Genomic DNA, 24,755 nt, shown 5'->3' with positions numbered 1-24,755 from the left:
CTCCTCCTAGCCGGCCTGCAGGCCGGGCTGGCCGTCGAGAATGACGAACGAGCGCACCGTGGACGCGGCCGCGCCGTGCTCGGTCACCGTGCTGACCGCGCGGAAGTCCGCCCGGACCTGGCTGCGGCCGATCGTGGTACGCACGTAGCCGCGCCGGTCCGAATGGAACTTCAGGTGCGGGTTGGTCGCCGCGTTCGGGATGGTGGTGCTGCCGCTGCCGTTGCCGCCGGAGGTGATCGAGGTGCAGACCAGCTCGGTGCCGATCGTGGCGGAGGACGGGTTGGCGTAGTCGGCCTTGAGCTCGTTCGCCCATGCCTTGTGCACGTCGCCGGTGAGCACCAGCGGGTTGCGCACCCCGCGCTGCTGCCAGCCGGTCTGGATGCGGCTGCGGGAGGCCCGGTAGCCGTCCCAGGCGTCCATGTTCGCTGCCCCGCTCGCCTCGAACTGGCGGGCGAAGAAGACCTGCTGGCCGAGGATGTCCCAGGTGCCGTAGTGCTGCGCCAGACCGTCGAGCAGCCAGCTCTCCTGCGTTGCGCCGGTCAGCGACCGGGAGGCCAGGTCCGCGTCGGTGCAGACCTTCCAGCCGTCGCCGCACGCCTGGTCGTCGCGGAACTGCCGGGTGTCGAGCATGTGGAAGGTGGCCAGCTGCCCCCACCGCACGCGGCGGTAGAGTGGGATGCTGTTGCCGCTCGGCGCCGCGGTCGGCCGCAGCGGCATGTTCTCGTAGTAGGCCCGGTACGCGGCGGTACGCCGGGCGGTCCACTGCGCGGCGGTCAGCGCCGGGCTGCTGTCCGCGCGGACCATGTTGGCGTAGTTGTTCTCCACCTCGTGGTCGTCCGGCACCACCAGCCAGGGCGCGGCCGCGTGCGCCGCCTGCAGGTCCGGGTCCGACTTGTAGAGCGCGTACCGGCGTCGGTAGTCGGCCAGCGACACGATCTCACTGCCGACGTGCTGCCGGACCGCGGAGGTGTTGGTGCCGCCCTCGTAGATGTAGTCGCCGAGGTGCAGGATCAGCCCGGGGTTCTCCTCGGCCATCCGGCGGTAGGCGGTGTAGTAGCCGGTCTCGTAGTGGGCGCAGGAGGCGAAGGCCATCACCAGGTCGCGGCCGAAGGAGCTGGGCGCCGGGGCGGTACGCGTGCGCCCGACCGGGGAGATGTGACCCTGGGCCCGGAACCGGTAGTAGTAGTCGGAGTCGGCGGCGAGCCCGCCGGCGATCACGTGCACCGAGTGCGCGTCGGCGTAGCGGGCCACCACCGATCCGGAGGCGACCAGCGAGGAGAAGCGGTCGGTGGTCGACACCTGCCACTCGACGGTCACGTCCGCGTTGGCCATGCCACCCTGCCCGTCGGCGTTCAGCGGCGAGGGCGCCAGCCGGGTCCAGAGCACGACGCTGTCGGGCGCCGGATCCCCGGACGCCACACCGAGTTTGAAGGGGTACGGCACCGCGGCCCGGGCACCTTGCCAGGGGGTCACCGCGGCGCCCGCGGCAACTAGTCCACTGAGGACGAAAATGCGACGGCTCAGCCTTGTCATGGGCCATACCTTCGTGATCGTCGATGAACGGCGAGCGGTGTGGCGCGGAATCCGAAGTGACACCATGCTGTCCGCGCCAAGGCGGTCAGGTGTCCTGAGGCGGCCGCGCCCGGCTCGCCGCGACCACGGCCCGTTCCGGCCGGCTCCGGCGGGCCGGGGACGACCTGGGCAGCGTCACCGCCATCGACCTGGCCACCGGCACCGCGAAGTGGACCCGGCGCGCCGGGCACGCGGTGCGCTCCTCCCCCGCCGTCAGCGGCGACACCGTGTACGTCGGCTCGGGTCGGCGGCAGCCCGTCGGGGCGCGCGTGGAACCGGTGGCGCCCGGCCGGATCAGGTCAGCGAGCGCGCCGGTTGGCGCGCAGGGCGCCGAGGACCACGCCGGGCGTGGCCAGCGAGCTGGGATGCTCGCGCATGGAGACCACCTGGTTGAACCGCCGGGCGATCGGCACGTCCGTGACGGTCGCCGTGACGATCTGATTGCTCAACCAACTGGTGATCCGGTACCCGCGCGGGTAGGGGCCGTCGACGTGCGGCAGCGCCAGGTCGGCGGAGGTCGACATGGACCAGGCGGCGTCGACCACGACCTTCTGCACCGCGAAGAAATCGCGCGCGGGCACGCCAAGGTCCGGCCCCGACCGCAGGTACATCGACAGGCCCGCCGCGTGCAGGGCCGCCGCCGTCATCCCCTGCCCGTACACCGGGTTGAACGACGCGACCGCGTCACCGACGCTGACCAGACCGGCCGGGAACCGCTCCAGCGCGTGAAAGTCCCGCCGCCGGCTGTCGGCGTGCCGGTAGGTCTGGACGTCGCCGAGCATCTCGCCCCCGGCGACCTCGCCGAACTCCGGTGGGAACTGCTCCCGCAGCCGGCGGACGAAATCCTCGGCGGTACGCCCGGGACGGTTGTCGCCGTAACCGGCCATCATGGCCATCCACCGGCCGTCCTCGATGGCGAAGAACGCCGCGCCGGCCACGTCCAACCCCATCCGTGGACTGTGCAGCGCCAGCGCGATGGTGAGCTCCGGGCTCGCCTCCGGGCGTCGGAACAGCGCCGTCGCGTAGTTGAGATCGACTGTCATCCGCCGGATGACGGGTCGCTCCCAGCCGGCCTGCTCCAGCCACTCGGAGAGCCTGCTCGAACGCCCCATGGCGTCCACCACGAAGTCGCCGCTCTCGACGCCGGAGACGCCACCGACGTCACAGCGCACCCCGGTGGTCACCGCACCGTCGAGCACGAGACCGGTGGCTCGGGCCGTCACGGTCTTGACGTTGGGCAGTCGAAGCACCTGCTGGCGGATCAGCCCCTCCAGCAGGGGTCGGCTGCCGGCCAGGCTGTCGGCGTCGTCGGGTACGACCACCTTCCGCCGGCCGTCGAGGTAGTTACGCCTGGTCGCGGGCGGAGCCTCGATCGCCCCCCGGGCCACGGCCTGCTCGCGGAATCCCGGCAGCAACTGCTCGAGCTGGACAAGCCCGCCGGGCAGCAGCGCGTGCAGCTGCGTCCCCTGTGGCACGCCGGGTCGCGCCCCGGCCACGTGCAGGTCGTCCCGGTCGATGATGACCACGCTCTGCGCGTGGTCGGACAGCACCCGGGCGGCCAGCAGGCCGGCGACGCTGCCGCCGACGACGACGGCCTTGTCCATGAGCGGCGTTGCCTCTTCGGGTGGCCGTACCGCGTTCAGCGCGGCGAAGACCCGAGCCGGGGAGGGGGACATCCTGCTCTCCAAGCGGTGCGAGATGGCGACATGACCGTCCGTCGATCCTCGCACGGCCGCGGGGCGCGGGCCGGGCCAGTCCTGGCCACCCGACCCGCGCGCCGGTCAGCGGCTTGCCGGGCCCGCGTGGTCCCGCCACGAGTGCCGGGGCTGGTATCCCAGCACCCGTCGGGCCTTGTCGATGCTGAGCAGGGTCTCGTGTTCGCCGAGCGCCTTGCGGATCTCGACACCCGGGTACACCTCGGCCATCAGGCTGGCACTGGACCTGGTCATGACCGTGTCGGCGTTGGCGATGATGAACACGTCGGCGCCGGGCTGGTCGTGGGCGAGGCCCCGCTCGACCGCCTGAGCGCCGTCGCGGGCGTCGATGTAGCCCCACAGGTTCCAGCGGCGCAGTCGGGGGTCGGCGTCGAAGGAGGGGAACGGTACGTAGTCCTCGACGTCCATCACGTTGGAGAAGCGCAGGCCCACCATGACCAGCTCCGGGTCCCACCGGCAGAAGTGCCGCGCCATCTCCTCCTCGAGCGCCTTGTTCAGCGAGTAGGTCGACTCCGGGCGAGGCGCGTACTCCTCGTCGACGGGCGCGTACGGCGGCGGGGTGTCGAACGGCAGCCCGAGCACCGTCTCGCTCGACGCCCACACCACCCGCTTGATCCCGGCTGCCCTGGCCGCGGCGAAGACGTTGTACGTCGCCGCGGAGTTGTTGGCGAAGGTGGTCGCGTTCGGCAGCAGCCCGGGGGCCGGGACCGCCGCCAGGTGCACGATCGCGTCGACCCGACCGGCGTGCTCGTCGGCGCCGCCGGTGAACGCCTCCACCACCTGCCCGTAGTCGGTGAGGTCGACGAGGAGGAACTCGCCGTCGACGTCGCGGGGGTCCCGCCCGCCGGCGCGGTCCACCGCCAGCACGTCGACGCCGACGTCGCGCAGGTGCCGCACCACGGCGCGGCCGAGCTTGCCGGTCGCCCCGGTGACGACAACGCGCCTGGGGAGTGCGGATTCGACAACAGGATCGGTCATGGCCACATCCTTCCCGCGGTGCGCCGCGCCGCAGAAGCTGGGGTGCGGCGGCTCGGCCCGGCGGCGACACGCGGATCCGGTTGATCTCGGCGACCGCCGGCTCGGCCAGGTCCGCGGCGACAGGTGGAGGAAACCTCGTGTTCTGACCCGACCGGGTCAAATGAGCCGAACCGCGGGGCGCGCGCGGCCCGCAGCCCCGACGATGGAGATGGCCTGGATGCGACGAAGGGGTGAGCGGCATGAGGCGTCGACGGAACAGGAGAAGGCGGCTGTTGCAGGCGGCGGCGATGGTGCTGACCGCGGCGGCGGCCGCGGCTGCCGTCGCGCGGGCGGCTCGTCGGTCCGCCGACGGTGACCGGACGGCCACCGACCTGCCGACCTTCCCGACGGGCAGGTTCGCCGGCGCCGGGGTGGATGCGCCACCGGTGGCCGGCTCCGCCCCGAGCCGGAGCAGCGCGACCGCGTCGTCGGCCGGGCCGACCCGCTGAGCGCAGGCGAGCACCCGACCCGGACCTCAATGACGCCAACCCTGCCGCCGAGCATCGACCGGCCGAGATTGCCGAAGTGGGCGGAGCCGTCACCATGAGCGATACCACCGTCGACACCAGCCGTCAGGGCGGCAGCGAGTATGCCGACCTGTCCCGCCTGGTCCGCCGAGCGGGCCTGCTCGACCGACGACGCGGCTACTACCTGGCACGGGTCGGCCTGCTCGGCGCCGGCTACGTCGCGACCTGGGCCCTGTTCGGGTGGCTCGGCGAGTCGTGGTGGCAGATCGCCGTCGCCGCGGCCCTCGCCGTTATCTTCGCGCAGGCCGCGTTCATCGGTCACGACGCCGGGCACCGGCAGATCTGCCGTACCCGACGGGCCAACGACCTGGTCGGTCTCGTGCACGGCAACCTCATGACCGGCATCAGCTACGGCTGGTGGGTGGGCAAGCACAACCGGCACCACGCCCACCCGAACACCGAAGGCCGGGACCCGGACATCGCCGTCCGGCCGCTCTCCTTCAGCCCCGAGCAGGCGCGCCGGCAGCGCGGGCCGGGCGCGTGGCTGGTCCGGCACCAGGCCTACCTGTTCTTTCCGCTGCTGCTGCTGGAAGCCGTCCATCTGCACGCCATCAGCCTCAGGGCCATGGTCGGACGACGGGACCGGATCAGGCGCCGCCCGGTCGAAGCGGCGCTGCTGGCCCTGCACTTCGGCGGGTACGTCACCGCCGTGGTGACGGTGCTGAGCCCCGGCCAGGCGGTCGCGTTCGTCCTCGTCAACCAGGGCCTGCTCGGTCTCTACCTGGGCAGTTCCTTCGCGCCGAACCACAAGGGCATGCCGATCCTCGCCGCCGACGACGAACTCGACTACCTACGGCGTCAGGTCCTCACCTCACGCAACGTACGCGGCGGGTGGTTCATGGACGGTCTGCTCGGGGGTCTCAACTACCAGATCGAACACCACCTGTTTCCCAGCATGCCCCGGCCGAATCTCCGCCGCGCCCAACCGCTGATCCGGGACTTCTGCGCCCAGCACGACATCTCCTACCACGAGACGACGCTCTGGCATTCCTGGTCGCAGGCGCTGAGCCACCTGCGATCCGTCGGCGCTCGGCCGGCGGGGGAGGAGGAGACCCGGAGCCCCTGAGCGCGGACCGCGCCGGAACAGGGGGCGCACCAGCCGCCGTGATCGACGAGCACTGGGTGAGCCAGTGCCGACAGTGGGTCGAGCTGCTCAGCAGCGACCGCGACCCGCTGCGGCGCCTGCGGGACCTCTTCGAGGCCACCGAGGAGGTGCAGCGCGTCCGGCAGCAGGAGGCCGGCCGGGTCGTCGGCTGCTCTTCGGCAACCTCGCGCTGGAACTCAGCACCCAGGCCGAGGAGATCCGCAGCCGGCTCCAGGAGATCTTCGAGGCCCAGATCGACCTCATCGAGGCGGTGGTCGTCGAGGCGAAGGACCTGGGCCAGGCCGGCCCGTCCGTCGACACCCGCGAGGCCGCGCGGTCGATGGTCGCCCAGATCGAGGGGCGCGCGCTGCTCGCGAAACTGCTCAACGATCCGGCCCAGCTCGAGACGCTGTGGCGAAACAGCCTGGACCTGCTCCAGGTGCCGCCGGTGGTACGGGCCTCGGTGGACTGAGCAGCGCCGGCGCCGTCACGCCCGAGAGGCTGGCTGCAACCATCGCCGGGCCGCCGCGCGTGTAACCCACGATGGAAGATCTCAACCCGCCCGGCGGGACGGTGCCGGCGGTCCCGGCCTCGGCCGGCCCTCGGGCATCGCAACCGCGCGCCACCCGCCGCGCCATCCTCGGGGTGGCAGCGCTGCTGCCACTGGCCGGGTGCGCGGCCGGCGACCCGCCCGCCTCCCCTTCCCCCGCCGCCCCACCCTCCGCTATCCCGACCTCCGCTTCCCCGCCCCCCACCGCCCCGACCGTCGATCACCATGACCGCCTGGTGGAGTTGGAACGGAAGTTCGACGCACGCCTGGGGGTGTACGCGCTCGCCACCGGGACCGGCGCCACCATCGCCCACCGGGCGGATGAACGGTTCGCCTTCTGCTCGACGTTCAAGGCCCTCGCGGCGGCCGCCGTCCTTGATCGGAAGCCACTGTCGCAGCTGGACACGGTCGTCAGGTACACCAGTCGCGACCTCATGAAGAGTGCCGTCATCACCGGGAAGCACGTGGCCACGGGAATGACTCTCCGTCAGCTCTGCGACGCCGCGGTCCGGTACAGCGACGGCACGGCCGGCAACCTCCTGCTCCGCGAGCTCGGCGGGCCGGCCCAGCTGACGGCGTACGCGCGCAGTCTCGGCGACACCATCACCCGGATGGACCGGATCGAGCCGGACATCGTGTCGGCCATCCCGGGCGATCCCCGCGACACGACTTCTCCCCGGGCCCTCGGTGCCGATATCCAGCAGATCGTGCTGGGCAACGCCCTGCCGAGCGACCGGCGAGCCTTCCTGCGCGACCTGCTGGAACGCAACACCACCGGCGCCCGACGCATCCGGGCGGGCGTGCCGCGGGGATGGACCGTGGCCGACAAGACCGGAACCGGCGACCACGGCACGGTCAACGACATCGGCGTCGTGTGGCCCCCGAATTCCGCGCCACTCGTCGTCGCCATCATGTCCAGCAGAGCCGCCGAAAACGCCGAATACGATCAGGCTCTCATTGCCGAGGCGGCCGCGTATGTGGTGGCCACCCTCACCTGAGCCCGTCACCACCCGCCCGGTGACACCTACAATCGCCGCGCCGGCCAGCCGGCGTGAGAGTCGGGGGAAACAAACGATGCTGGACGCCGCGACGACCCAGGTGATCGAGCCGGTCCCGCCGCAGCGGCCGAGCCGGCGCCGCGGCCTACGGGTACTGGTCACCGGACTGCTGACCCTGCTGCTGGCCGGCGCCGGGGCTGTCGCGGTCGAGCCGCTACGTCGCCCGTTGCCCGCGCCGACCGTCACCCGGACCCTGCCCGCGTCGACCGTCATCGCCGGGACACCCCCGGCGGTGCCGTGGCCGAAGACCGGGCAGGCCGCGCTCTCCGTCGAGGGGGTGGGCTCGCTCGGCACCTCCGGTGGGAGCGACCCGGTGCCGATCGCGAGCGTGGCCAAGGTGATGACCGCGTACGTCATCCTGACCGAACACCCGCTGGAGCGCGGCGAGCAGGGGCCGCGGCTCACGGTCAGCGCGGCGCAGGCCGCCGCGTACCCCCGGGAGCGGGCGCGCGGCGAGTCCCTCGTGCCGGTCGTCGCCGGCGCGGTCTTCACCGAGCGCCAGGCGCTCCAGGCGGTGCTGCTCCCGTCGGCGAACAACATGGCCCGGATCCTGGCCGCCTGGGACGCCGGCAGCGTCGACGCCTTCGTCGCCAAGATGAACGACACGGCCGCCGCGCTCGGCATGGCCGACACCCGGTACACCGACCCGGCCGGGCTCGATCCGCGCACCGTGAGCACCGCCGTCGACCAGATGATCCTCGCCCGCAAGGCGATGGAGCTGCCGGCGTTCGCGGAGATCGTGGCGCAGAAGAAGGCCACCCTGCCGGTCGCCGGCACCGTGCGGAACTACAACTCGTTGGTCGGCAGGGACGGCGTGGTGGGGATCAAGACCGGGTCCACCGACGAGGCCGGTGGATGCCTGGTCTTCGCCGCCGTCGTCAAGGTGGGTGACCGGAGGATCACCATCGTGGGCGCCGTCCTCGGGCAACCCGGCGCCAACACTCCCGTGCAGTTGGACCGGGTGTTCCGGGCGACCCGCTCGCTGGTCCGCACCGCCACCGCCGCGATCGCGGTGCACCCGGTCGTCCGGGCCGGTGATCCGGTCGCCACCGTGCGCGGGCCACTCGGCGCCAGCACGAGCATCGACGCCGCGCAGGACCTGACCGTGCTGGGCTGGCCGGGCCTGCCGGTACGCCTCGACGTCGACATCCCGGCCGTACCCGCTCGCGTGGCGGGCGGGGCCGAACACGGCCGGGTCAGTGCGGTCGCCGGCGATGCCGCCCCGGTCGCCACGGCGCTGCGCACGGGCATCCGGCTGGAGCCGCCGAGCACCTGGGAGCGGATCCGAGCGCACCGCTGACCCGCCGCCGTCCAGGCCTCGGGGAGCACACCGGGCCGGTCGCCGAGGGCGCTGGGCCGGGAGGGCGCGCCCGGGGTGCGGCGGCCGGCCGGATACCGTACCCGGGCGCGGGTCGCTCCGCGCCTGGTCGCGCGGGGTGGGAGGCTCGGATGCGCCTGCACGTGGGGTGTGCGATGTGGACGCACAAGGCCTGGCAGGGTCGGTTCCTCGGACACCCGCTGCCGGCCCACGAGCGGCTGCGCGCCTACGCCGGCTGGTGCACCGCAGTCGAGGGGAACACCACCTTCTACGCGACTCCGGGGCGGGAGGCGGTGACGTCGTGGGCACGGCAGACCGGCCCCGATTTCCGGTTCGTGCTCAAGCTGCCGAAGGTCGTCACGCACGAACGCCGGCTCACCGGCGCCGACGAGGAACTGCGGGTCTTCCTGGACGCGATCGAACCCCTGGGCCCGCGAGCGCACGCGCTCTGGATCCAGTTGCCGGGCTCGTTCGGCCCCGCCGACGTACCCGTGCTGGCCCGGTTCCTGCGCGGGCTGCCCACCGCCCACCGGTACGCCGTGGAGGTCCGCCACCCGGCCTTCTTCGACGACCCCCGGGAGGCGCGGACCCTCGCGGAAACGCTCGGCACGGTCGGGGCGGAGTGGATTCCCTTCGACACCACCGCGTTCTTCCGCACTCCGCCGACCAGCGACGCGGAACGGGAGTCGTGGACCAAGAAGCCACGCACGCCGCTGCGCACTCGCGCGCTGACCGATCGTCCGATCGTCCGATACCTCGGTCGGGACGACCCGGCGCGCACGGTCGAGGGCTGGCGACCCTGGCTCGACGTGGTGACCGGCTGGCTGCGCGAGGGGCGTTCGCCGACGTTCTTCGTGCACACCCCGGACAACGCCGACGCGCCTGAGCTCGCCCGCAGCTTCCACGCCGAGGTCCGGGCGCGGCTGCCCGAGGTCGAGCCGCTGCCGGAGCCGACGCCGGTCGGGCCGTCGACGCTCTTCTGACCCAACGATTCGTTGCACGGCAACACGTCTGCTGACCAACATATTGCCTGGTAGGGTCGGGGATGTGTCCGACGCCGACGAATGCGAGCTGCCCGCCGACCGTGCGCGCGGTTCCAACTTCGGTTGGTCCCTCGGCATGGTCCTGCGCCGCTGGCACGACCACGTCGAGGAGGCGCTGAAGGACCTGCCGCACGGCAGCCGCGGCTACCACATCCTGGCCGTGGTCGTGCACGAGGACGTGCCGACGCAGGGGGCGCTGGCGTCCCGCCTGGTGATCGACCGCAGTGTCCTGACGTACGTGATCGACGACCTGGAGAACGCCGGCCTCATCGAGCGGCGGTTGGACCCGCGCGACCGGCGCGCCCGGCGCATCGTGGCGACCGACCACGGGCGGACGGTGCTCGCCGACGCCGAGCGCCGGGTCGCGCACGCCGAGGACCACGTGCTGGGCGGGCTGCCCGAGCAGGAGCGCGCGACCTTCCGCGATTTCGCCGAACGCGCCGCCGAGGCGATCCAGGCCGCCGCACCCGGGACGGACCCGTGCGCGGCGGTGACCGACGTCCTCTCCCCGGCCGACCAGCCCGGCCGCTGAGTCCGACGCGACCGGGCCGGGGCCAGTTCGATCTCAATCGGCATCGTCGGTCTCCGCTCCGGTCTGCGGCGCGACTGCCGGCGGTATGGGGAAGTTGCGGTTGAAGATGTTCTCCGGGTCGTAGGTGGCCTTGATGGCACGTAGCCGGCTGAGGGTGGGCTCGGGGAAGGCGTCGAGGAGCCGCTCCGGACTGGTGTCGGACTCGAAGCTGAGGTACATGCCGTCGAGGTGCTCGTACAGGTCGGCCCAGAGCTTGTCGAGCCGGGCCCGGCGGTCCGCGACGGTGGCGGCGAGCACCGAGAAGTTCTGGTCCCGGTGTGCGTAGGCGGTCGCGTCGCGGGCGACGTCGTTGACCGCACCGCCGACGGACCGGAACTGCATGATCATCACGTCACCGGAGTGGATCATCGTCGCCATGGCCTCCGCCGCCTGCGGTGTGATGTGGTGCAGCAGGCCGCTGTGGCTGTCGGACAGTCCCTGGCCCCGGTGCTGGTTGCCGGGCGGCGCGACGATCGCAGGGTAGGGCGCGAGCTGGGCCTGCTGGTCGAGGATCGGTCCGATCTCCAGGAACGGGCTCAGGGCGGCCTGCGCGGCTTCGACGTCGTCGCCGGCGTAGACCAGGGTGACCTGGGCCATCGGCGGGTTGCCCCGGCGACCAGGGAACAGGGCGAGGAAGCTGGTCAGCTCCCGGGGCGCGTCCTCGACGAGCTGGCCCCATCGACCGAGCAGTTCGGCGGTGTCGGTCGCGTCGGCGACGAGTTGGGCGTAGACGACGTCGCCGACCTCGTACGCCTCCAGTTCGAGGGCGGTGACGACGCCGAAGTTGCCGCCGGCGCCGCGGATCGCCCAGAACAGGTCGGGGTGATGATGTTCGTCCACCCGGAGCAGGCTGCCGTCGGCGGTGACGATCTCGGCGGCGACGATGTGGTCGATGGTCAGGCCGTACCTGCGGACCAGGTATCCGATGCCGGCGGTGGTGGCGAGGCCACCGACGCCCACGTCGCCGTAGTCCCCCGAACTCATCGCCAGGCCGTACGGGGCGAGCTCCTGGGCGACGTGTCCCCAGCGGGCGCCCGGCTCCAGCCGGATCCGGCGGGTTGCCCGGTCGAGCACCTCGACCTTGTTCATCGTGGACAGGTCGAGAACGATTCCGCCGTCGTTCGTCGAACGGCCGCTGATGCCGTGCCCGCCGCTGCGTACGGAGAACGGAAGGTTCTGGGTTCGCGCGTAGGCCACGGCGTCGATCACCTCGGCGGCGTCTCGGGGGCGGATGACCAGCGCCGGCGAGCCCTGCCAGCTGTACGAGTGGCGCACCCGTTCGTACTCCGGGTCGCCGGGCTCGACGGCGCGGGTGGCCAGTGACGCGGGCAGCGCGTCGTAGTCGACGTCGGGCTGACGCTTGGCCAGCGCGACGGCCGACCGGACCGGGCCGGTGCTGGCCCCGCTCCCCCGGCGCTCCCTGGCCACGGCCTCGCGGAGAGCGGGCGCGATCTCCTGCCCGAAGGTCTGGATGAGGCGTGGGTCGTCGCGGCCGATCAGGAAGGCGCTGAACCCCTCGTCGATCACCAGGGGGAGGAGCTGGTCGACCCACTGCTCGGCGGGGCCCTGCAGGAAGCCACGGTTGCCCGACGACAGGTCGACGGTGAAGAGGTTGAGCAGCCGGCGGATCTGCCGCGGGTCGCGTCCGGCCGCGACCGCCGCCTCGTCGATGAGCCGGTTGGCGGTTACCCGGTCCGGCGACCGGAGGTACTCCAGGGTCGGCAGCCAGCCGTCGGCCGTCTGGCCGGTCAACGCCAGCATCCGGGGCTGATAGGCGCCGAGCCAGATGTTGATGTCGTGATCCGGCGCCGGCCCGCGCTGCATGCCCGGGATCGGGTAGTACCTTCCGTCGCGCCTCAGCGGCCCCGTGGCGGCGTCGTCCCAGACGCCGCGCAGGATGTCGATCGCTTCCCGCAGCGCCGCCACCCCCTGTCCCGCGGTCAGCCGACGGCCGCCCATGCCCTCGATCCCATCGGGAAAGGCGCCGGCGCCGAGGCCGAGTTCGAACCGGCCGTGGGACAGCCGGTCGAGGCTCGCCGCGGCCCGGGCCAGGACGGCCGGCGGGCGCAGCGGCAGGTTCAGGACGTTCGCGGAGACCCGCAGCCGCTCGGTACGGGCGGCGACCCAGCTCAGCAGCGTCCAGGTGTCGAGGAACTCGGCGTTGTACGGATGGTCCTGGAAGGTGGCGAGGTCCAGCCCGGCCGCCTCGGTCAGCGCCGCCAGCGTCACGACCCGGTCCGGATCGTGTGCGCTCGGCGTGAGGAACGTCCCGAAGAGAAGTTCGTGGCCGTAATCGGGCATTTCTCCACTCCCGCTTGTCATCGTTGATCGAACATGAATTCTGTGTGGCATATCTGTTGCCGAACAACACATCTCACCTCGGGGTGATTCCCGGGTGCGGCGTGGGTGTCGCCCCAGGCCCCGCAGCGCCCCGTTCGGCCACCGGCGGGCGACCTTCTACGTCGAAATCCATCTATCCTTTCTTCGCTCGACGGACACGCTCCCGGTGTCCGGGGCCGCGATGATCCATTGCTATCTGTCAATTCGGACGCAGGAGCACACCATGCGCGACAGCAGCAGCAAGTCCTGGCGATCCCGGGTGGTGAAGGCGCTGACGGCCGCCGGCGCCGTGGCGACGCTGGCGGCAGCGCAGCTCACGGCAGCGGCCCCCGCGAGCGCCGCGGTCAGCCGGGCCGAGCTCGCCCTCCGCTGGGCCCCCATCCACTACCAGGACGTCGACGCCACCGGAAGCCACGCCCTGGGCGGGCAGTCCGACTACCTCGCCAAGGTCGACTTCGACGGCGACCTGAACGGCCGCAACAACTGGGATCGGACGGGCCAGGCCGGCACCTCGCTCGCCGCGCACGCGTACTACTCCGTCGTGGAGACCAGCACCCACTGGTACATCACGTACCTGTTCTTCCACCCTCGGGACTGGACGGACCACCCGTTCTTCGAGACCGAGCACGAGAACGACGGCGAGGGCGTGCTCTTCGCGATCGAGCGCGACGGCTCCACCTACGGCGTCCTGCGCGCGGCCGTCACCGTGGCACACAGTGACTTCTACTCGTACACGCCGACCGGCAGCACCTGGACCAGCGGTCGCGAGAGCGTCGACGGCACCCTGCAGTTCCAGACGTCGCCGCACGACGCGTTCCCGCACCCGGTGACCGCCCAGGAGGCGCAGGGCCACGGCCTGAAGGCGTATCCCCAGTACTCGATCAACGGTGACGGCCTGATCTACTACCCGTCGACGGTCGCCGAGACGCCGAGCAACGGCAACGACCGTGACGTGCGCTACCAACTGATCGACATCTTCGCCGCCGGCGGCCTCTGGGCGCAGCGAGCGAACTCGAGCCTCTTCGCCAGCCTCGGCACCTTCGCCGGGGACGCCTCCGGTGACTGCGGCTCGGACACCTGGAGCTGCTCGTCCAACTCGGCCAACGCGCCCTGGGGCTGGGACGACGGCAATGACCTGCCCGCCCGCGGGGAGCTGGCCAGCGACCCGGCGAAGCTGTCCGCCGAATACTTCACCGTCCCGGCCGGCCTGGCCCGGACCTACGCCCACAACCCGTACGCCGCGGCGGCGGCGGCCCTCAAGGAGGCGGCGCGGACCGCACCGCCAACCGTCGACTGACCGGTCACCCGAGCGTGGTCTCGCCCGGCCGGGCCTCCCCCGGCCGGGCGTCACGTCTATTGTTCAAGCGCGGCGAGGCTCGGTCGGTACATCGTGGACCGGCCGACGCGCGCGTCGGTGGCGCGACCGGCCGCATCCGGTCCCGCCACCACCACGGGGAGGACGAACGGTGGACACCACGACGCTTCTCGGCAGCGGCAGGTGAGCGAGAGCCCCGACACGGACGGTCGGCCGAACCGGTGGCGGCGGCGGCTGGCGCGTACGGCCGCGCTGGGCCTGGCCGGGTTGCTGCTCGCCAGCGTTCCCTGGCTCTGGACGACGATCGCCGCGCGCGGCCACGTGTACGACGAGGCCGACGCGCCGGCCGCCGACGTCGTGATCGTCCTGGGTACCAGCGTGGCGACGGACCGACGTCAGCCCGGGGACCGGCTCACCGGCCGGCTGGAGACCGCCGCCGAGCTGGTGGGCAGCGGCCGCGCCCGGGTGGTCCTGGTCTCGGGAGACGGGGGCGGATCATCCGGTGACGAGCCGACCGTGATGACCTCCTACCTGACCGAGCGGCTCGGTGTCGATCCGCGTCGCGTCGTGGCCGACCCGTACGGCCTGGACACCTACGACACCTGCGCGCGAGCGCGCGACGTGTACGGAGTCGACCGCGCCCTGATCGTCACCCAGTCCTACCACGTGTCCCGGGCGGTGACGCTCTGCCGACACCTCGGCCTCGATGTCGACGGGGTGATCGCCCGCTGCGCCGACTGTGGGTTCACCCTGCTCGCCGAGAAGTCGGTCCGGGACTACTTCGCCAGCGGCAAGGCGGCGTGGGACGCGATCCGCCGCAGGCCGCCGGCGGTCCGTTCGCCCGCGGATCCGGCGGTTCAGGACGCGCTCAGCCGCTGACCGTCCGGCGTGCGGGGAGCCTGATCGTCGGTCTCGACGATCAGCGTGCGGGCGATGCCGACCATCCACAGAAAAGTGAAGGCGATGACGGTGGGATTCTTGACCGCCACCACGACCGCGGTCACCGTCTCCCGACCCGCCTCGGGCACGGCGGCAGCGATGACCACGTTGGGGATGACGTCGAAGACGACGAACGCGACCGCCAGGACCACCCACTGGAGCCAGAACGCGACGCGTCGCGCGTCGATACCGGCCGTGAGACGCGCCCAGGCCCGGTGACGGTCGATTCCTGACGCCGCCAACTCGGTCAACAGGAGCCGGATGATCAGGAGCAGCAGGAGCAGCCGGACGAGTACGACCAGCGCCTCGGTCGTCACCGCTACCGGCGTGGCCACGTCGTAGCGCACCACGAGGAACCGTTGCACGGTGGGCACCAGCGACAGCCCGAGGACGAGCACCAGGTGACGGGCGTAGAAGACGGCCGCCCAGTGGAGCGCGGCTTTGCTCAGTGCGAGTGTCTGCCTCATACTTCACGAGAATGAACTATCCAGATCGATGAAGCAATGGGTGAGTCTGATGCGGGACTACGGCTGGGAGTTGAGCACGGCGGTGGTGCTGTTCCACGAGGCGATCGCGCGACGGCTCGGCCTCAACGCCGCCGAGCACAAGGCGCTCGGCCTGATCGTCCGGTCCGGCCCGATGCCGACCGGCACGCTCGCCCCCGAACTCGGGGTGGGGCCCACCGCCGTCACCGGCATCGTCGACCGGCTGGAGCGCGCGGGGTACGTCCGGCGCGAACCGGATCCGACCGACCGTCGTCGGGTGCTCCTCGTCGCCGACGAGTCCGCGGTGCCCGACCTGAGCGGCATCTTCGCGGACCTGGGCCGGGAGATGACCGCTTTCATGGCGGCGTACGACGAGCGCGAGATGGCGGCGATCGTCGACTACATCGAGAACACCATCCGGGTCCTGCGGGCGCAGACCGTCAAGCTCGCCGACCCGCCGGCCCCCTCCTGAACAGGGGCAGAACCCTCGTGCCGGGCACATGCGGTCCAGCTTCAGTCGCTGGCGGCGGCCCAGCTCGGCGTCCAACTGTCGGCCATGGGGGCCGGGCGGGAGGCCACCAGGTGCCGACGCAGTGCGGCGAGCATCGGGTGCGGGTTGCCCGCACGGTGCACGAACGAGTGCGGGTAGACCGGCGTCGGGCCGTGCAGCGGGATGCGGCGCAGGTCGTGGGTGGCCGGCCACGTGTACCGATCGCCGGCGCCCACCAGGGTCGCCAGCTCGGCGGAGCCGGCGATCTCGTCGATTTCGGTGCCGAAGTTCGGGCCGATGGCGTCGATCCGCAGGTCGAACGCCTCGGTGAGCTCGTCGTAGTAGGCGGCCCACTCGGTGCCCTGCTTGATGCCCGGGATCCAGATGCGGTGCCCGACCAGGTCGGCGGGGGTCAGCGAGCGGGCGGCGGCGAGCGGGTGGGCCGGGCCGACGAGCAGTTGCAGCGGGTCGTCCAGGACCCGTTCGACCAGGATGCCGTCGGGTAGTTCGCGGGCGGGCACGGGTACGGCCCGGAAGGTCGCGTCGATCTCCCCCGCCCGGACCGCCTCGATCGCTGTCTCGACGTTGACGTTGGAGAGCGTGACGACGTCGAGCTCGGTCCCTGGGTGGGCCCGGTAGAAGCCCTGCAGGGTCACGGCCGGGGCGATGCGCCGGTTCAGGACGTCCACCCGCAGCGCGCGTTCGCCCGGCCGGACCGAGGCGGCCGCCCGTTCGGCAGCTCGGAGCAGTTCACGGGAGTGCGGGAGGAAGGCTTGCCCGTCGAGGGTGAGCCGGGCGCCCCGGGCGGTGCGGGCGAAGAGGGTGACGCCGAGGCTGCGTTCGAGGTTGGCCACGCGCTTCGAGACGGCCTGCTGGGTGATGCGCAGGTCGATGGCGGCTTCCTGGAACTGTCCCGCGTCGGCGACGGCGACGAAGGTACGCACGGCCTCGATGTCCACGCCCGGATGGTACGGACGCACAACCGCTGGTTGTGGCTCGCCGGCGGGCCCGTTGTTGGATCACGGATCACCGAGCCTGGTCGAATCCTCACCGTCAACGATCGGTGGCGGCGGAAGGGTCAGCATGGCGCGGCAGCGGTTGGGGCGGTCGTTCGGGTGGTTGTGGTCGGCGTACGCCGCCAGCACCGTGGGCACCTGGTTGGGGTTCGGGGCCTTCCCGCTGATCGCGATACAAGTGCTGGACATCGGTCCGGCCGCGGTCTCCGCGCTGGCCGCGGCGGGGCTGGCGGTGGGTGCGGGACTGGCGCTGCCGCTCGGTCCGTGGGTCGAGCGGCAGCCGAAGAAGCCGATCATGGTCGCCACGGACGTCATCCGGTTCGCGGCCCTGCTGAGCATCCCCATCGCGTTCGGGTTCGGGCTGCTGAGCTACCCCCAACTGCTGATCGTCTCGGTGCTCAGCGCGGCGGCGAACATCGCGTTCAGCGCCGCGAGCGGCGCCTTCCTGAAGTCGATCGTGGGCCCCGACCTGCTGCTCGTCGCGAACGGCCGCTTCGAGTCGACCACCTGGACCGCGACCGCGGTGGGGCCGACCCTGGGTGGGGGCGCCATCAGTCTGCTGGGGCCGGTGGTCACCCTGATCGCCAACGCTTTCGGGTTCCTGCTGTCGGCGCTCGCAATCGGCATGATCCGGGAGCGCGAGCCACGCCCGACGTACCAAAGCGCTACCCGGGCACGTGGCGCGGATCTGCTTGCGGGGTGGCGGTTCATCGTCGCCGACCGCGAGCTGCGCCCGCTGTTCCTGAACACCGTGACCGTCAATGCGCTGATCATGGCGACCGAGCCGCTGCTGGCGGTACTGCTGCTGGGCGATCTGGGCTGGGCGGCCTGGCAGTACGGGCTGGCGTTCGGGCTTCCGTGCATCGGCGGGTTCGTCGGCTCCCGACTCGCCCCGCGCCTGGCAGCCCGCTACGGGCGCCGCCGGGTCCTGCTGGTCTCGGGCGTGCTGCGCGCGCTGTGGCCGGTCGGCTTGTTCTTCGTGCTGCCCGGCACGGCGGGCGTGGTCCTGGTGATCGCGGTCGAGCTGGTGCTGATCACCTGCATGGGGGTGTTCAACCCGCTCTTCGCGACCGAGCGACTCCGGCGGGTACCGGCCGCCCGGGTCGGTCGGGTGCTGGTCGCCTGGAACGTCACGGGCACCGGTGCGATCGCGGTGCTGACCGCGCTCTGGGGCGTGCTGGCCGCGGCCACCGACGTCCGCATCGCGATCGGCCTCGCCGGCGTGCTGCTCCTGGCCACCCCGCTGCTGCTGCCGCGCGGCGCCGACACGCCGTCGCCGGCCGGCGAGCCCGTCCCGCCAGCCGGCGAGCCCGTTCCGCCGGCGGTTACCGCCGCTCGATGACCTTCGCCCGGTTCGCCCGCCGGCTGCCCCGACGTCGACGGTGGCACCGGCCGGTGTGACTTTGGCGTCGGCTACCACCCCGAGCCCCGCCGCGGGATGCGTGGGAGGCCGTGCGGTGCGTACAGTTCCGGGTCGGATCTGGGGTGGGCCGGTTAGCGCCGGCTCAGGGAACGGGACGAGACAGCGACAGCATGACGGCGGAAAATCTTACCGAAACCGGTCAGCACGGCATTGACCGCAGCCAGCTCGAAACCTGTCTCAGCGTCTTCGAGGCGTTGGAGGAGCTGCCGCCGGACCACCCCGACGTGGTGCGGGTGCAGCGGGCCACCGCGAAGCTCTACAAGATGATCAAGCAGCGGCGACGTGAGGAACGGCGGGACGCCATCGCGGCGGCCGACCGCGCCGTGACGGCGTCCACCGCCACCGGCGCCCCCGGCCGGATCGACGACGAGACCCAGGGCATCCCGCTCGCCTCCCCCACCGAGGGCGCCACGGCCGGTTTCCTGCACAACCCGCGCGGTTGCTACGTCTGCAAGCAGCGCTATCGCGAGGTGGACGCCTTCTACCACCAGCTCTGCCCGTCCTGCGCGGCGCTGAACCGGGAGCGGCGGGACGCCCGTACCGACCTGACCGGCCGGCGGGCGCTGCTCACCGGTGGCCGGGCGAAGATCGGCATGTACATCGCGCTACGGCTGCTGCGCGACGGTGCGCACACCACCGTGACCACCCGGTTTCCGCACGACGCGGTGCGCCGATTCGCCGCGATGCCGGACAGCGAGCAGTGGCTGCACCGCCTGCGGATCGTCGGGATCGACCTGCGCGACCCCGCCCAGGTCATCGCCCTCGCCGACTCGGTCAGCAGCCAGGGACCACTCGACATCCTGATCAACAACGCGGCGCAGACCGTGCGTCGCACACCCGGGGCGTACGCCCAGCTGGCCGCCGCGGAGGCGGCCGCCCTGCCGGACGGTCCGCTGCCCGAGATGATCACCTTCGCCAAGCCGGGCGGCTGGGGCGACACGGCGGGCAGCCTGACCGCCGCGCCGGAGTCGACCGCGATCACTCCGCAGGCGCTCACCGCGCTGGCGCTGACCAGCGGCTCGGCCTCGCCGGAACGGATCGCGGCAGCCACCGCCATCGACGCCGGCGGCCTGGTGCCGGACCTCGACCCGGTCAACAGCTGGGTGCAGCGGGTGCACGAGGTCGACCCGGTCGAGTTGCTCGAAGTGCAGCTGTGCAACGTGACCGCGCCGTTCGTGCTGGTCAGTCGGCTGCGCCCGGCGATGGCAGCGGCGAGCGCACGTCGCAAGTACGTGGTGAACGTGTCGGCCATGGAGGGGCAGTTCGCGCGCGGCTACAAGGGGGCGGGGCACCCGCACACCAACATGGCCAAGGCCGCGCTGAACATGCTGACCCGCACCAGCGCCCAGGAGATGCTCGCCGACGGCATCCTGATGACCAGCGTCGACACCGGCTGGATCACCGACGAACGGCCACACCCGACGAAGATGCGGCTGGCGGACGCGGGCTTCCACGCCCCGCTGGACCTGGTCGACGGCGCGGCCCGGGTGTACGACCCGATCGTCCGCGGGGAGCAGGGCGAAGACCTGTACGGCTGCTTCCTGAAGGACTACGCGCCCTGCGCCTGGTGATCGGCACGCTACTCGTTGCGACCGGGACGGCAGGAGTTGCCGGGTCGCTTAGACTTCGGCGTGCTCGAAGCTGGTAGCCGCCGCAGGACCCAACCGGCGCCGCCGCACGTGGTCTTCGAGGCGCTCACCGAGCCGGACCGCGACCCGGCCCGTCCGTGGCTGCTGCTCCTGGACGACGAAGAACGGCCACGGACGCTCGACGCTCGCGAGCCCGCCCTCGTCGTGTGGTCCTCGATCTGGATCAAGCGGCCGGACGCCCTTGTGCGCTTCGACCTGGCGACCGACGGCGGCGGTGGGACCGATCTGCGCTGGACGCTGTTGCTGGCGGCGCCGCTGCCGGAGCCCGCGCTGCTCGGGCACCTGCGCAAGCGGGTCAACCAGTTGATCAACGCGAACCTGCGGTACACGTTCGGCCAGTGAGGCCCCCGCGTCGCCCAGCTCTTGACCGCGGAATGTGATCGGCTTAACTTCATCAATCAGAAAGGTCTCTTAACTAATTCCGCTCCATTCACCGTGGAGAGTGCCGATGCGACCATTCCGTCCCCGCCGCCTCACCGCCCTCGTCGCCCTGGCGACCCTGCTGGTCACCGCCGCCCCGCCCGCCGCCGCCAGCGCCGGTGACAGCTCACACCGCCGCGACGGCTACCACCGGGTCGGCTACTTCACCCAGTGGGGCATCTACGGCCGCGCCTTCCCCGTCAAGAAGCTCGACACCTCGGGGGCGGCGAGCCGCCTCACCCACATCAACTACGCCTTCGGCAACGTGAGCGAGGACGGGCGCTGCTTTGTCGACGGCGGGCCCGGCGAGGGCGACGCCTGGGCCGACTATCAGCGTCCCGTCCCGGCGGAGGAGAGCGTCGACGGCGTTGCCGACGCGTGGGGCGAACCGCTCAACGGCAACTTCGGCCAACTGGCCAAGCTCAAGGCGAAGCACCCCGACCTGAAGGTGCTGATCTCGCTGGGCGGCTGGAGCTGGTCCACGTACTTCTCGAACGCGGCCCGCACCGACGCCTCCCGCAAGGCGTTCGTCGCCTCGTGCATCGACCTCTACCTCAAGGGAAACCTGCCGAACCTTGACGGCGGCAGCGGCGGACCCGGTTCCGGCGCCGGCGTCTTCGACGGCATCGACCTGGACTGGGAGTGGCCGAACTGGCCGGGCGAGCCGGGCAACGTGGTCCGCCCGGAGGACCGGCAGAACTTCACCAAGCTGCTCGCCGAGTTCCGCCGGCAACTCGACGCCTACGGCCGGACGACCCGCACGCACCACCCGCTGACCGCGTTCCTGCCGGCCAACCCGGCGGCCATGGACGCCGGATTCGAGGGCCGCAAGATCTTCAAGTACCTGGACTTCGCCACGGTGCAGGGGTACGACTTCCACGGCTCGTGGGACGCGGTGACCAACCAGCAGTCGGCGCTGCGCGTGCCGGCGGGCGCGCCGGACGACCCGGACTTCTCGGTCGAGGTGGCGATCGACGGCTGGATCGCCCGCGGGGCGCCGCGCGGCAAGCTGGTCCTCGGGATCCCGTACTACGGCCAGGGCTGGACCGGGGTCACCGGCGGCGGTAACGGCCTGTTCCAGCCCGCCGCCGGGCCCGCGCCGGCCACCTTCGCGGCCGGCTACGAGGACTACAAGCAGCTCAAGACCCTGCCCGGCAACGGCTACAGCGTCCACCGCGACCTGCGCTCCGGGCACGCCTGGTTGTTCGACGGCACGACCCTCTGGACGTACGACGATCCGGCGGTCGTGCTGCAGAAGATGCTCTACATCCGGCGGGCCGGCCTGGCCGGCGCGATGGCCTGGTCGTTGGACGGCGACGACGACAACGCCACCCTGACCAGGACGATGAGCCTCGGGCTCACGACGCGCTAGCCGTACCTCACGACGCCGGCCTGCCACCGACCCGGGACCGGTCGATGGCAGGCCGGTGGCCGTTCAGCGCCCCGGACCCGGCTGCCGGGTGGCCGGGAGCGGCGTCGCGGCGTCGCCGGCTCGGGCCGGCCCGTCGGTCGTCGGTACCGCCTCCTCGGTCGCCGTCCGTCCCGCGCGCGACCTGGCCGCCGCCGCGGCGGTGCGCCGGATCATGCGCGGCGTCACCCGCCGGTAGGCGCCCGGATCGACCGGCAGCAGCCACTGCCGGGCGCGGGTGAGGGGGCCGATGTTGAGACCGAGTTCGTCGAGCACCTCGTCGATGTTGTGCATCGAGAACGGGATGATGTTCGTGCCGCGGGCGTGGTGTCCGCCGGTCCGCTCCTGCATCCAGGCCAGCCGGTCCCGCACCTGCGCCCGCATCTCCTCGGCGCCCGGCAGCGTGACTCCGCCCCGCAGGTACGCGGCGATCCACACCGCCGCCATCTCCGCGCTGAGCGGGCTGAAGAACGACGAGTTGTAGCCGGCGAAGGTCAGGCACGGGACGTCGATCGGCAGGATCTGCCGGTGCAGCATGAAGTTGCCCGCGCCGTCCTCCAGCCGGGCGTGCAGCGCGGCGTCGAAGAAGGGCACGTGCTGCCGGAAGCCGGTGCCGCAGATCACCAGGTCGGCGGGGAGCACCGTGCCGTCGGCGAGACGGGCGGCCGGTCGTCCGCCGTCGACCAGGAGTTCGCTGATCACGCGGTCGCGGTGGACGGTGATCCGGCCGTCCGCGACCCGCTCGGGAAAGCCCTCGGTGGCGAGGCTGACGGTGCTGCGGGCGATGTCCGCGAACGTGCCGTGCGGCACCAGACCCAGCTCACGCAGCTTGAGCTGCCGGGTGGCGGCGGCGCCGACGCGGCGCAGCATCGCCTGGCGTACGCCGTCGCCGGGGCCGTGCAGGAACCGCTCGAAGCCCTTCAGCGTGATGTAGCGGAACAGTCCCTCGCCCATCCGGGTGAGCAGGAGGTACTTGTAGTTCACCGGGCCGAGCTTCCTCGGCATCTTCCAGAGCAGCTCGCGGGCGACGAGGTGGGTCTGCGCCGCGACGTCGCTGAGGGGTACCGCCACGTCGCACGACGACTTGCCGTGCCCGACCACGACAACGTGCCTGCCCCGGGCCGTCTCCAGGTCGTGGAACCCACCGGCGGCCAGGACGCGTCCCCCGGCGGCGACGAAATCCTCCCGGCCGGGAAACGACGGGATGTACGGGTCGGAGAAGATGCCGTTCGCGACGGTGAGGTGGTCGTACCGCTCCCAGGACACCGGCTCGTCGCTGCCCGCCGGCCGGAAGCCGATCCGCCACCCCGTCTCCCCGTCGACGAGTTCGGCGGAGACGACCTCGGTGGACAGCCGCAGCACGGGGCCGAGCCCGAACAGCTCCGCGTAGCTCTCCAGGTAGCGCTGGACCTGCTCACCGGTCAGCCACTGTGGGTAGTGCGCGGGCATCGGCAGGTCGGAGAGGTGGTAGGTGCCCTTGTCGTTCTGGGTCTGCAGACCGGGGTAGCGCCGGGTACGACTCCACACGCCCCCGACGTCGGGGGCCTTCTCGAACACGGTGACGTCGAACCCGCTCTGCCGCAGCACCTTCGCTGCGCTCAGTCCGCCGAATCCGGCCCCGACGACGGCGATCTTCATGGCGACCTCCCGAGAGGATGGCGGCTGACGCGACGACGGGTGACCGGCGGTGTCCGCACGCTATCGAGCACCGCGGCGGCGTCGCTATCCGCTGGGCGCGGGCGCTGTCCGGGGTACGCGGGAAGCGCCAACTGTCGGATCAGCGGCTCGGCGAGCGGGCACCCCGTACCCCTCCCCTACGGTCGGGGCAGCCCAGCGGGGTCGGGAGGTGCCGGTGGACGCCGTGACGGTCCGGACGAACGACATCGAGCACGCCCGCAGCGAGGTGGGCCGCGTCTTCTGCCCCCACCGGCTCACGCCGCAGTCGGGCGTACGCGAGGTCCGCCTGCGGATGACCGCGCACCGGGTGGCCGGCGTCGGCGTGGTCGACCTCGACTACGGGCGGGCCGTACGCATTCAGCCCGGCCCGCTGGAGTCCTTCTATCTCGTGCAGATCCCGCTCGGGGGCGGCGCGGTCGTCCGGCACGCCGGGCAGACCGTGACCTCCACTCCCGAGACGGCCTCCGTCCTCTCCCCCTACGACGCCTCGGACATGCACTGGGCCGAGGGGTCGCCGCACCGGATCTTCTACGCCGAGCAGCGCGCCCTGGACCGGGAACTCGCCCGGCTGCTGGGCCGACCCGCGGACGGTCCGGTCCGCTTCGACCCCGGTATGGCCATGGGCACTCCCGCCGCCGTGGCGTGGGCGCGCGCGGTGGACTTCCTCGCCACCGAGCTGGCGCGGCCGGCGGGCGGGTCGCTGCTGGACCATCCCCTGGTCGCCGACCGTCTCGTCCAGGCCCTGATCGGCAAGCTGCTGCTGACCCACCAGCACACTTGGACCGGTCTGCTCGCCGCGCCGGCGCGGCACCCGGCACCCGGGCGGCTGGTGCGGCGGGCCTGCGCCCTGATCCAGGACCACCACGCCGAGGCCCTGACGGTCGGGGACGTGGCGGAGGCCCTGCAGGTCAGTGTCCGGACGCTGCAGGACTGCTTCCGCCGGGAGCTGGCGACGACGCCGACGGCGTACCTGCGCGCGTGCCGGCTCGACGCGGTGCACCGGACGCTGCGCACGGCCGAGGCCGGCGCTTCCGTTACGGCCGTCGCCCTCGCGCACGGCTTCGCCCACCTGGGCCGCTTCGCCGGCGAGTACCGGGCCCGCTTCGGCGAACCACCGTCGGCCACCCTGCGTCGCTGA

The 24,755-nt window shown here is 72.1% G+C and carries 22 protein-coding genes and 1 pseudogene; 16 read left to right on the top strand and 7 right to left on the bottom strand.

All coding sequences use genetic code 11. The annotated features are described in order from the left end of the window. Positions 1-6: 6 nt before the first annotated feature. Entirely contained in the window at positions 7-1,533 is a 1,527-nt protein-coding gene (locus tag AB0C04_RS30405) for an alkaline phosphatase D family protein (RefSeq protein WP_357061375.1), read from the bottom strand. 164 nt (positions 1,534-1,697) lie between these two features. On the opposite strand from AB0C04_RS30405, the pseudogene AB0C04_RS30400 reads away from it, so the two are divergent. Then, positions 1,698-1,805, top strand: a pseudogene (locus AB0C04_RS30400) (PQQ-binding-like beta-propeller repeat protein); the annotation flags it as partial. A gap of 66 nt (positions 1,806-1,871) precedes the next feature. On the opposite strand, the gene AB0C04_RS30395 reads toward AB0C04_RS30400, so the two are convergent. Both AB0C04_RS30395 and AB0C04_RS30390 read right to left on the bottom strand, forming a co-directional pair. Further along, positions 1,872-3,248: an FAD-dependent oxidoreductase gene (locus AB0C04_RS30395; RefSeq protein WP_357061373.1), complete on the bottom strand. Its 1,377-nt coding sequence runs from the start codon at positions 3,246-3,248 to the stop codon at positions 1,872-1,874. A 105-nt stretch (positions 3,249-3,353) separates the two neighbouring features. Then, a complete protein-coding gene (locus tag AB0C04_RS30390) occupies positions 3,354-4,265 on the bottom strand; it encodes an NAD(P)-dependent oxidoreductase (protein WP_357061371.1) in 912 nt (303 codons plus the stop codon). A gap of 239 nt (positions 4,266-4,504) precedes the next feature. On the opposite strand from AB0C04_RS30390, the gene AB0C04_RS30385 reads away from it, so the two are divergent. From AB0C04_RS30385 to AB0C04_RS30355, 7 genes are all read left to right on the top strand, one after another. Then, on the top strand, positions 4,505-4,753 hold the full coding sequence (locus AB0C04_RS30385; RefSeq protein ID WP_357061368.1) for a hypothetical protein: 249 nt from the start codon (positions 4,505-4,507) through the stop codon (positions 4,751-4,753). 94 nt (positions 4,754-4,847) lie between these two features. Then, a complete protein-coding gene (locus tag AB0C04_RS30380; RefSeq protein WP_357061366.1) occupies positions 4,848-5,897 on the top strand; it encodes an acyl-CoA desaturase in 1,050 nt (349 codons plus the stop codon). Positions 5,898-5,961: 64 nt separating this feature from the next. Further along, positions 5,962-6,387 (top strand): TetR family transcriptional regulator C-terminal domain-containing protein, encoded by a 426-nt coding sequence (locus AB0C04_RS30375; protein WP_357061363.1) that lies wholly within the window; start codon positions 5,962-5,964, stop codon positions 6,385-6,387. A 314-nt stretch (positions 6,388-6,701) separates the two neighbouring features. Continuing rightward, positions 6,702-7,463: a class A beta-lactamase gene (gene bla, locus AB0C04_RS30370; protein ID WP_357061361.1), complete on the top strand. Its 762-nt coding sequence runs from the start codon at positions 6,702-6,704 to the stop codon at positions 7,461-7,463. Between the two features lie 76 nt (positions 7,464-7,539). Further along, the gene (locus AB0C04_RS30365) at positions 7,540-8,823 is read left to right on the top strand and encodes a D-alanyl-D-alanine carboxypeptidase (RefSeq protein WP_357061358.1); all 1,284 of its coding nucleotides are present in this window, start codon (positions 7,540-7,542) and stop codon (positions 8,821-8,823) included. A gap of 173 nt (positions 8,824-8,996) precedes the next feature. Then, positions 8,997-9,824: a DUF72 domain-containing protein gene (locus AB0C04_RS30360; protein ID WP_357061439.1), complete on the top strand. Its 828-nt coding sequence runs from the start codon at positions 8,997-8,999 to the stop codon at positions 9,822-9,824. A gap of 64 nt (positions 9,825-9,888) precedes the next feature. After that, positions 9,889-10,416: a MarR family winged helix-turn-helix transcriptional regulator gene (locus AB0C04_RS30355; RefSeq protein WP_357061355.1), complete on the top strand. Its 528-nt coding sequence runs from the start codon at positions 9,889-9,891 to the stop codon at positions 10,414-10,416. A 33-nt stretch (positions 10,417-10,449) separates the two neighbouring features. On the opposite strand, the gene AB0C04_RS30350 is transcribed toward AB0C04_RS30355, so the two are convergent. Continuing rightward, on the bottom strand, positions 10,450-12,756 hold the full coding sequence (locus AB0C04_RS30350) for an LLM class flavin-dependent oxidoreductase (protein WP_357061352.1): 2,307 nt from the start codon (positions 12,754-12,756) through the stop codon (positions 10,450-10,452). A 262-nt stretch (positions 12,757-13,018) separates the two neighbouring features. Between AB0C04_RS30350 and AB0C04_RS30345 the strand changes: the two genes are divergently transcribed. Continuing rightward, entirely contained in the window at positions 13,019-14,092 is a 1,074-nt protein-coding gene (locus AB0C04_RS30345) for a hypothetical protein (protein ID WP_357061350.1), read from the top strand. Between the two features lie 201 nt (positions 14,093-14,293). Continuing rightward, positions 14,294-14,989, top strand: a complete 696-nt coding sequence (locus AB0C04_RS30340) for an ElyC/SanA/YdcF family protein (RefSeq protein ID WP_357061348.1) — start codon at positions 14,294-14,296, stop codon at positions 14,987-14,989. On the opposite strand, the gene AB0C04_RS30335 is transcribed toward AB0C04_RS30340, so the two are convergent. Beyond that, positions 14,968-15,516 carry a hypothetical protein gene (locus tag AB0C04_RS30335; protein WP_357061345.1) on the bottom strand — a complete coding sequence of 183 codons (549 nt, stop codon included), beginning with the start codon at positions 15,514-15,516 and terminating at the stop codon, positions 14,968-14,970. The genes AB0C04_RS30340 and AB0C04_RS30335 overlap by 22 nt on opposite strands. A gap of 28 nt (positions 15,517-15,544) precedes the next feature. Here AB0C04_RS30335 and AB0C04_RS30330 point away from each other — a divergent pair, with 28 nt between their 5' ends. Next, positions 15,545-16,006, top strand: a complete 462-nt coding sequence (locus AB0C04_RS30330) for a MarR family transcriptional regulator (RefSeq protein WP_357061342.1) — start codon at positions 15,545-15,547, stop codon at positions 16,004-16,006. A gap of 41 nt (positions 16,007-16,047) precedes the next feature. On the opposite strand, the gene AB0C04_RS30325 is transcribed toward AB0C04_RS30330, so the two are convergent. Beyond that, positions 16,048-16,983: a LysR family transcriptional regulator gene (locus AB0C04_RS30325; protein ID WP_357061339.1), complete on the bottom strand. Its 936-nt coding sequence runs from the start codon at positions 16,981-16,983 to the stop codon at positions 16,048-16,050. A 124-nt stretch (positions 16,984-17,107) separates the two neighbouring features. On the opposite strand from AB0C04_RS30325, the gene AB0C04_RS30320 reads away from it, so the two are divergent. The 4 genes from AB0C04_RS30320 (at position 17,108) to AB0C04_RS30305 (ending at position 21,904) form a co-directional block, all read left to right on the top strand. Continuing rightward, a complete protein-coding gene (locus tag AB0C04_RS30320; RefSeq protein ID WP_357061337.1) occupies positions 17,108-18,382 on the top strand; it encodes an MFS transporter in 1,275 nt (424 codons plus the stop codon). 191 nt (positions 18,383-18,573) lie between these two features. Then, entirely contained in the window at positions 18,574-20,034 is a 1,461-nt protein-coding gene (locus AB0C04_RS30315) for an SDR family NAD(P)-dependent oxidoreductase (RefSeq protein WP_357061334.1), read from the top strand. Between the two features lie 60 nt (positions 20,035-20,094). After that, entirely contained in the window at positions 20,095-20,454 is a 360-nt protein-coding gene (locus AB0C04_RS30310) for a hypothetical protein (protein WP_357061332.1), read from the top strand. Between the two features lie 106 nt (positions 20,455-20,560). Then, positions 20,561-21,904 carry a glycoside hydrolase family 18 protein gene (locus tag AB0C04_RS30305; protein WP_357061329.1) on the top strand — a complete coding sequence of 448 codons (1,344 nt, stop codon included), beginning with the start codon at positions 20,561-20,563 and terminating at the stop codon, positions 21,902-21,904. Between the two features lie 63 nt (positions 21,905-21,967). On the opposite strand, the gene AB0C04_RS30300 is transcribed toward AB0C04_RS30305, so the two are convergent. Then, positions 21,968-23,578, bottom strand: coding sequence for an NAD(P)/FAD-dependent oxidoreductase (locus AB0C04_RS30300; RefSeq protein ID WP_357061327.1), 1,611 nt, complete (start codon positions 23,576-23,578; stop codon positions 21,968-21,970). Positions 23,579-23,792: 214 nt separating this feature from the next. Here AB0C04_RS30300 and AB0C04_RS30295 point away from each other — a divergent pair, with 214 nt between their 5' ends. Beyond that, positions 23,793-24,755, top strand: a complete 963-nt coding sequence (locus AB0C04_RS30295) for an AraC family transcriptional regulator (RefSeq protein ID WP_357061324.1) — start codon at positions 23,793-23,795, stop codon at positions 24,753-24,755.

It is taken from the genome of Micromonospora sp. NPDC048909, assembly GCF_040649635.1.
In the GTDB taxonomy this organism is placed as follows: domain Bacteria; phylum Actinomycetota; class Actinomycetes; order Mycobacteriales; family Micromonosporaceae; genus Micromonospora.
The sequence above is the reverse complement of the archived record's forward strand: the minus strand, read 5'-3'. Positions and strand labels throughout refer to the sequence as shown.

Coding starts and splice junctions, on each gene's coding strand:
- AB0C04_RS30345 (WP_357061350.1), top strand. CDS start 13,019: ATGCGCGACAGCAGCAGCAAGTCCTGGCGATCCCGGGTGGTGAAGGCG.
- AB0C04_RS30300 (WP_357061327.1), bottom strand. CDS start 23,578: ATGAAGATCGCCGTCGTCGGGGCCGGATTCGGCGGACTGAGCGCAGCG.
- AB0C04_RS30385 (WP_357061368.1), top strand. CDS start 4,505: ATGAGGCGTCGACGGAACAGGAGAAGGCGGCTGTTGCAGGCGGCGGCG.
- AB0C04_RS30305 (WP_357061329.1), top strand. CDS start 20,561: ATGCGACCATTCCGTCCCCGCCGCCTCACCGCCCTCGTCGCCCTGGCG.
- AB0C04_RS30335 (WP_357061345.1), bottom strand. CDS start 15,516: ATGAGGCAGACACTCGCACTGAGCAAAGCCGCGCTCCACTGGGCGGCC.
- AB0C04_RS30360 (WP_357061439.1), top strand. CDS start 8,997: ATGTGGACGCACAAGGCCTGGCAGGGTCGGTTCCTCGGACACCCGCTG.
- AB0C04_RS30350 (WP_357061352.1), bottom strand. CDS start 12,756: ATGCCCGATTACGGCCACGAACTTCTCTTCGGGACGTTCCTCACGCCG.
- AB0C04_RS30365 (WP_357061358.1), top strand. CDS start 7,540: ATGCTGGACGCCGCGACGACCCAGGTGATCGAGCCGGTCCCGCCGCAG.
- AB0C04_RS30320 (WP_357061337.1), top strand. CDS start 17,108: ATGGCGCGGCAGCGGTTGGGGCGGTCGTTCGGGTGGTTGTGGTCGGCG.
- AB0C04_RS30315 (WP_357061334.1), top strand. CDS start 18,574: ATGACGGCGGAAAATCTTACCGAAACCGGTCAGCACGGCATTGACCGC.
- AB0C04_RS30380 (WP_357061366.1), top strand. CDS start 4,848: ATGAGCGATACCACCGTCGACACCAGCCGTCAGGGCGGCAGCGAGTAT.
- AB0C04_RS30330 (WP_357061342.1), top strand. CDS start 15,545: ATGAAGCAATGGGTGAGTCTGATGCGGGACTACGGCTGGGAGTTGAGC.
- AB0C04_RS30405 (WP_357061375.1), bottom strand. CDS start 1,533: ATGACAAGGCTGAGCCGTCGCATTTTCGTCCTCAGTGGACTAGTTGCC.
- AB0C04_RS30390 (WP_357061371.1), bottom strand. CDS start 4,265: ATGACCGATCCTGTTGTCGAATCCGCACTCCCCAGGCGCGTTGTCGTC.
- AB0C04_RS30395 (WP_357061373.1), bottom strand. CDS start 3,248: ATGTCCCCCTCCCCGGCTCGGGTCTTCGCCGCGCTGAACGCGGTACGG.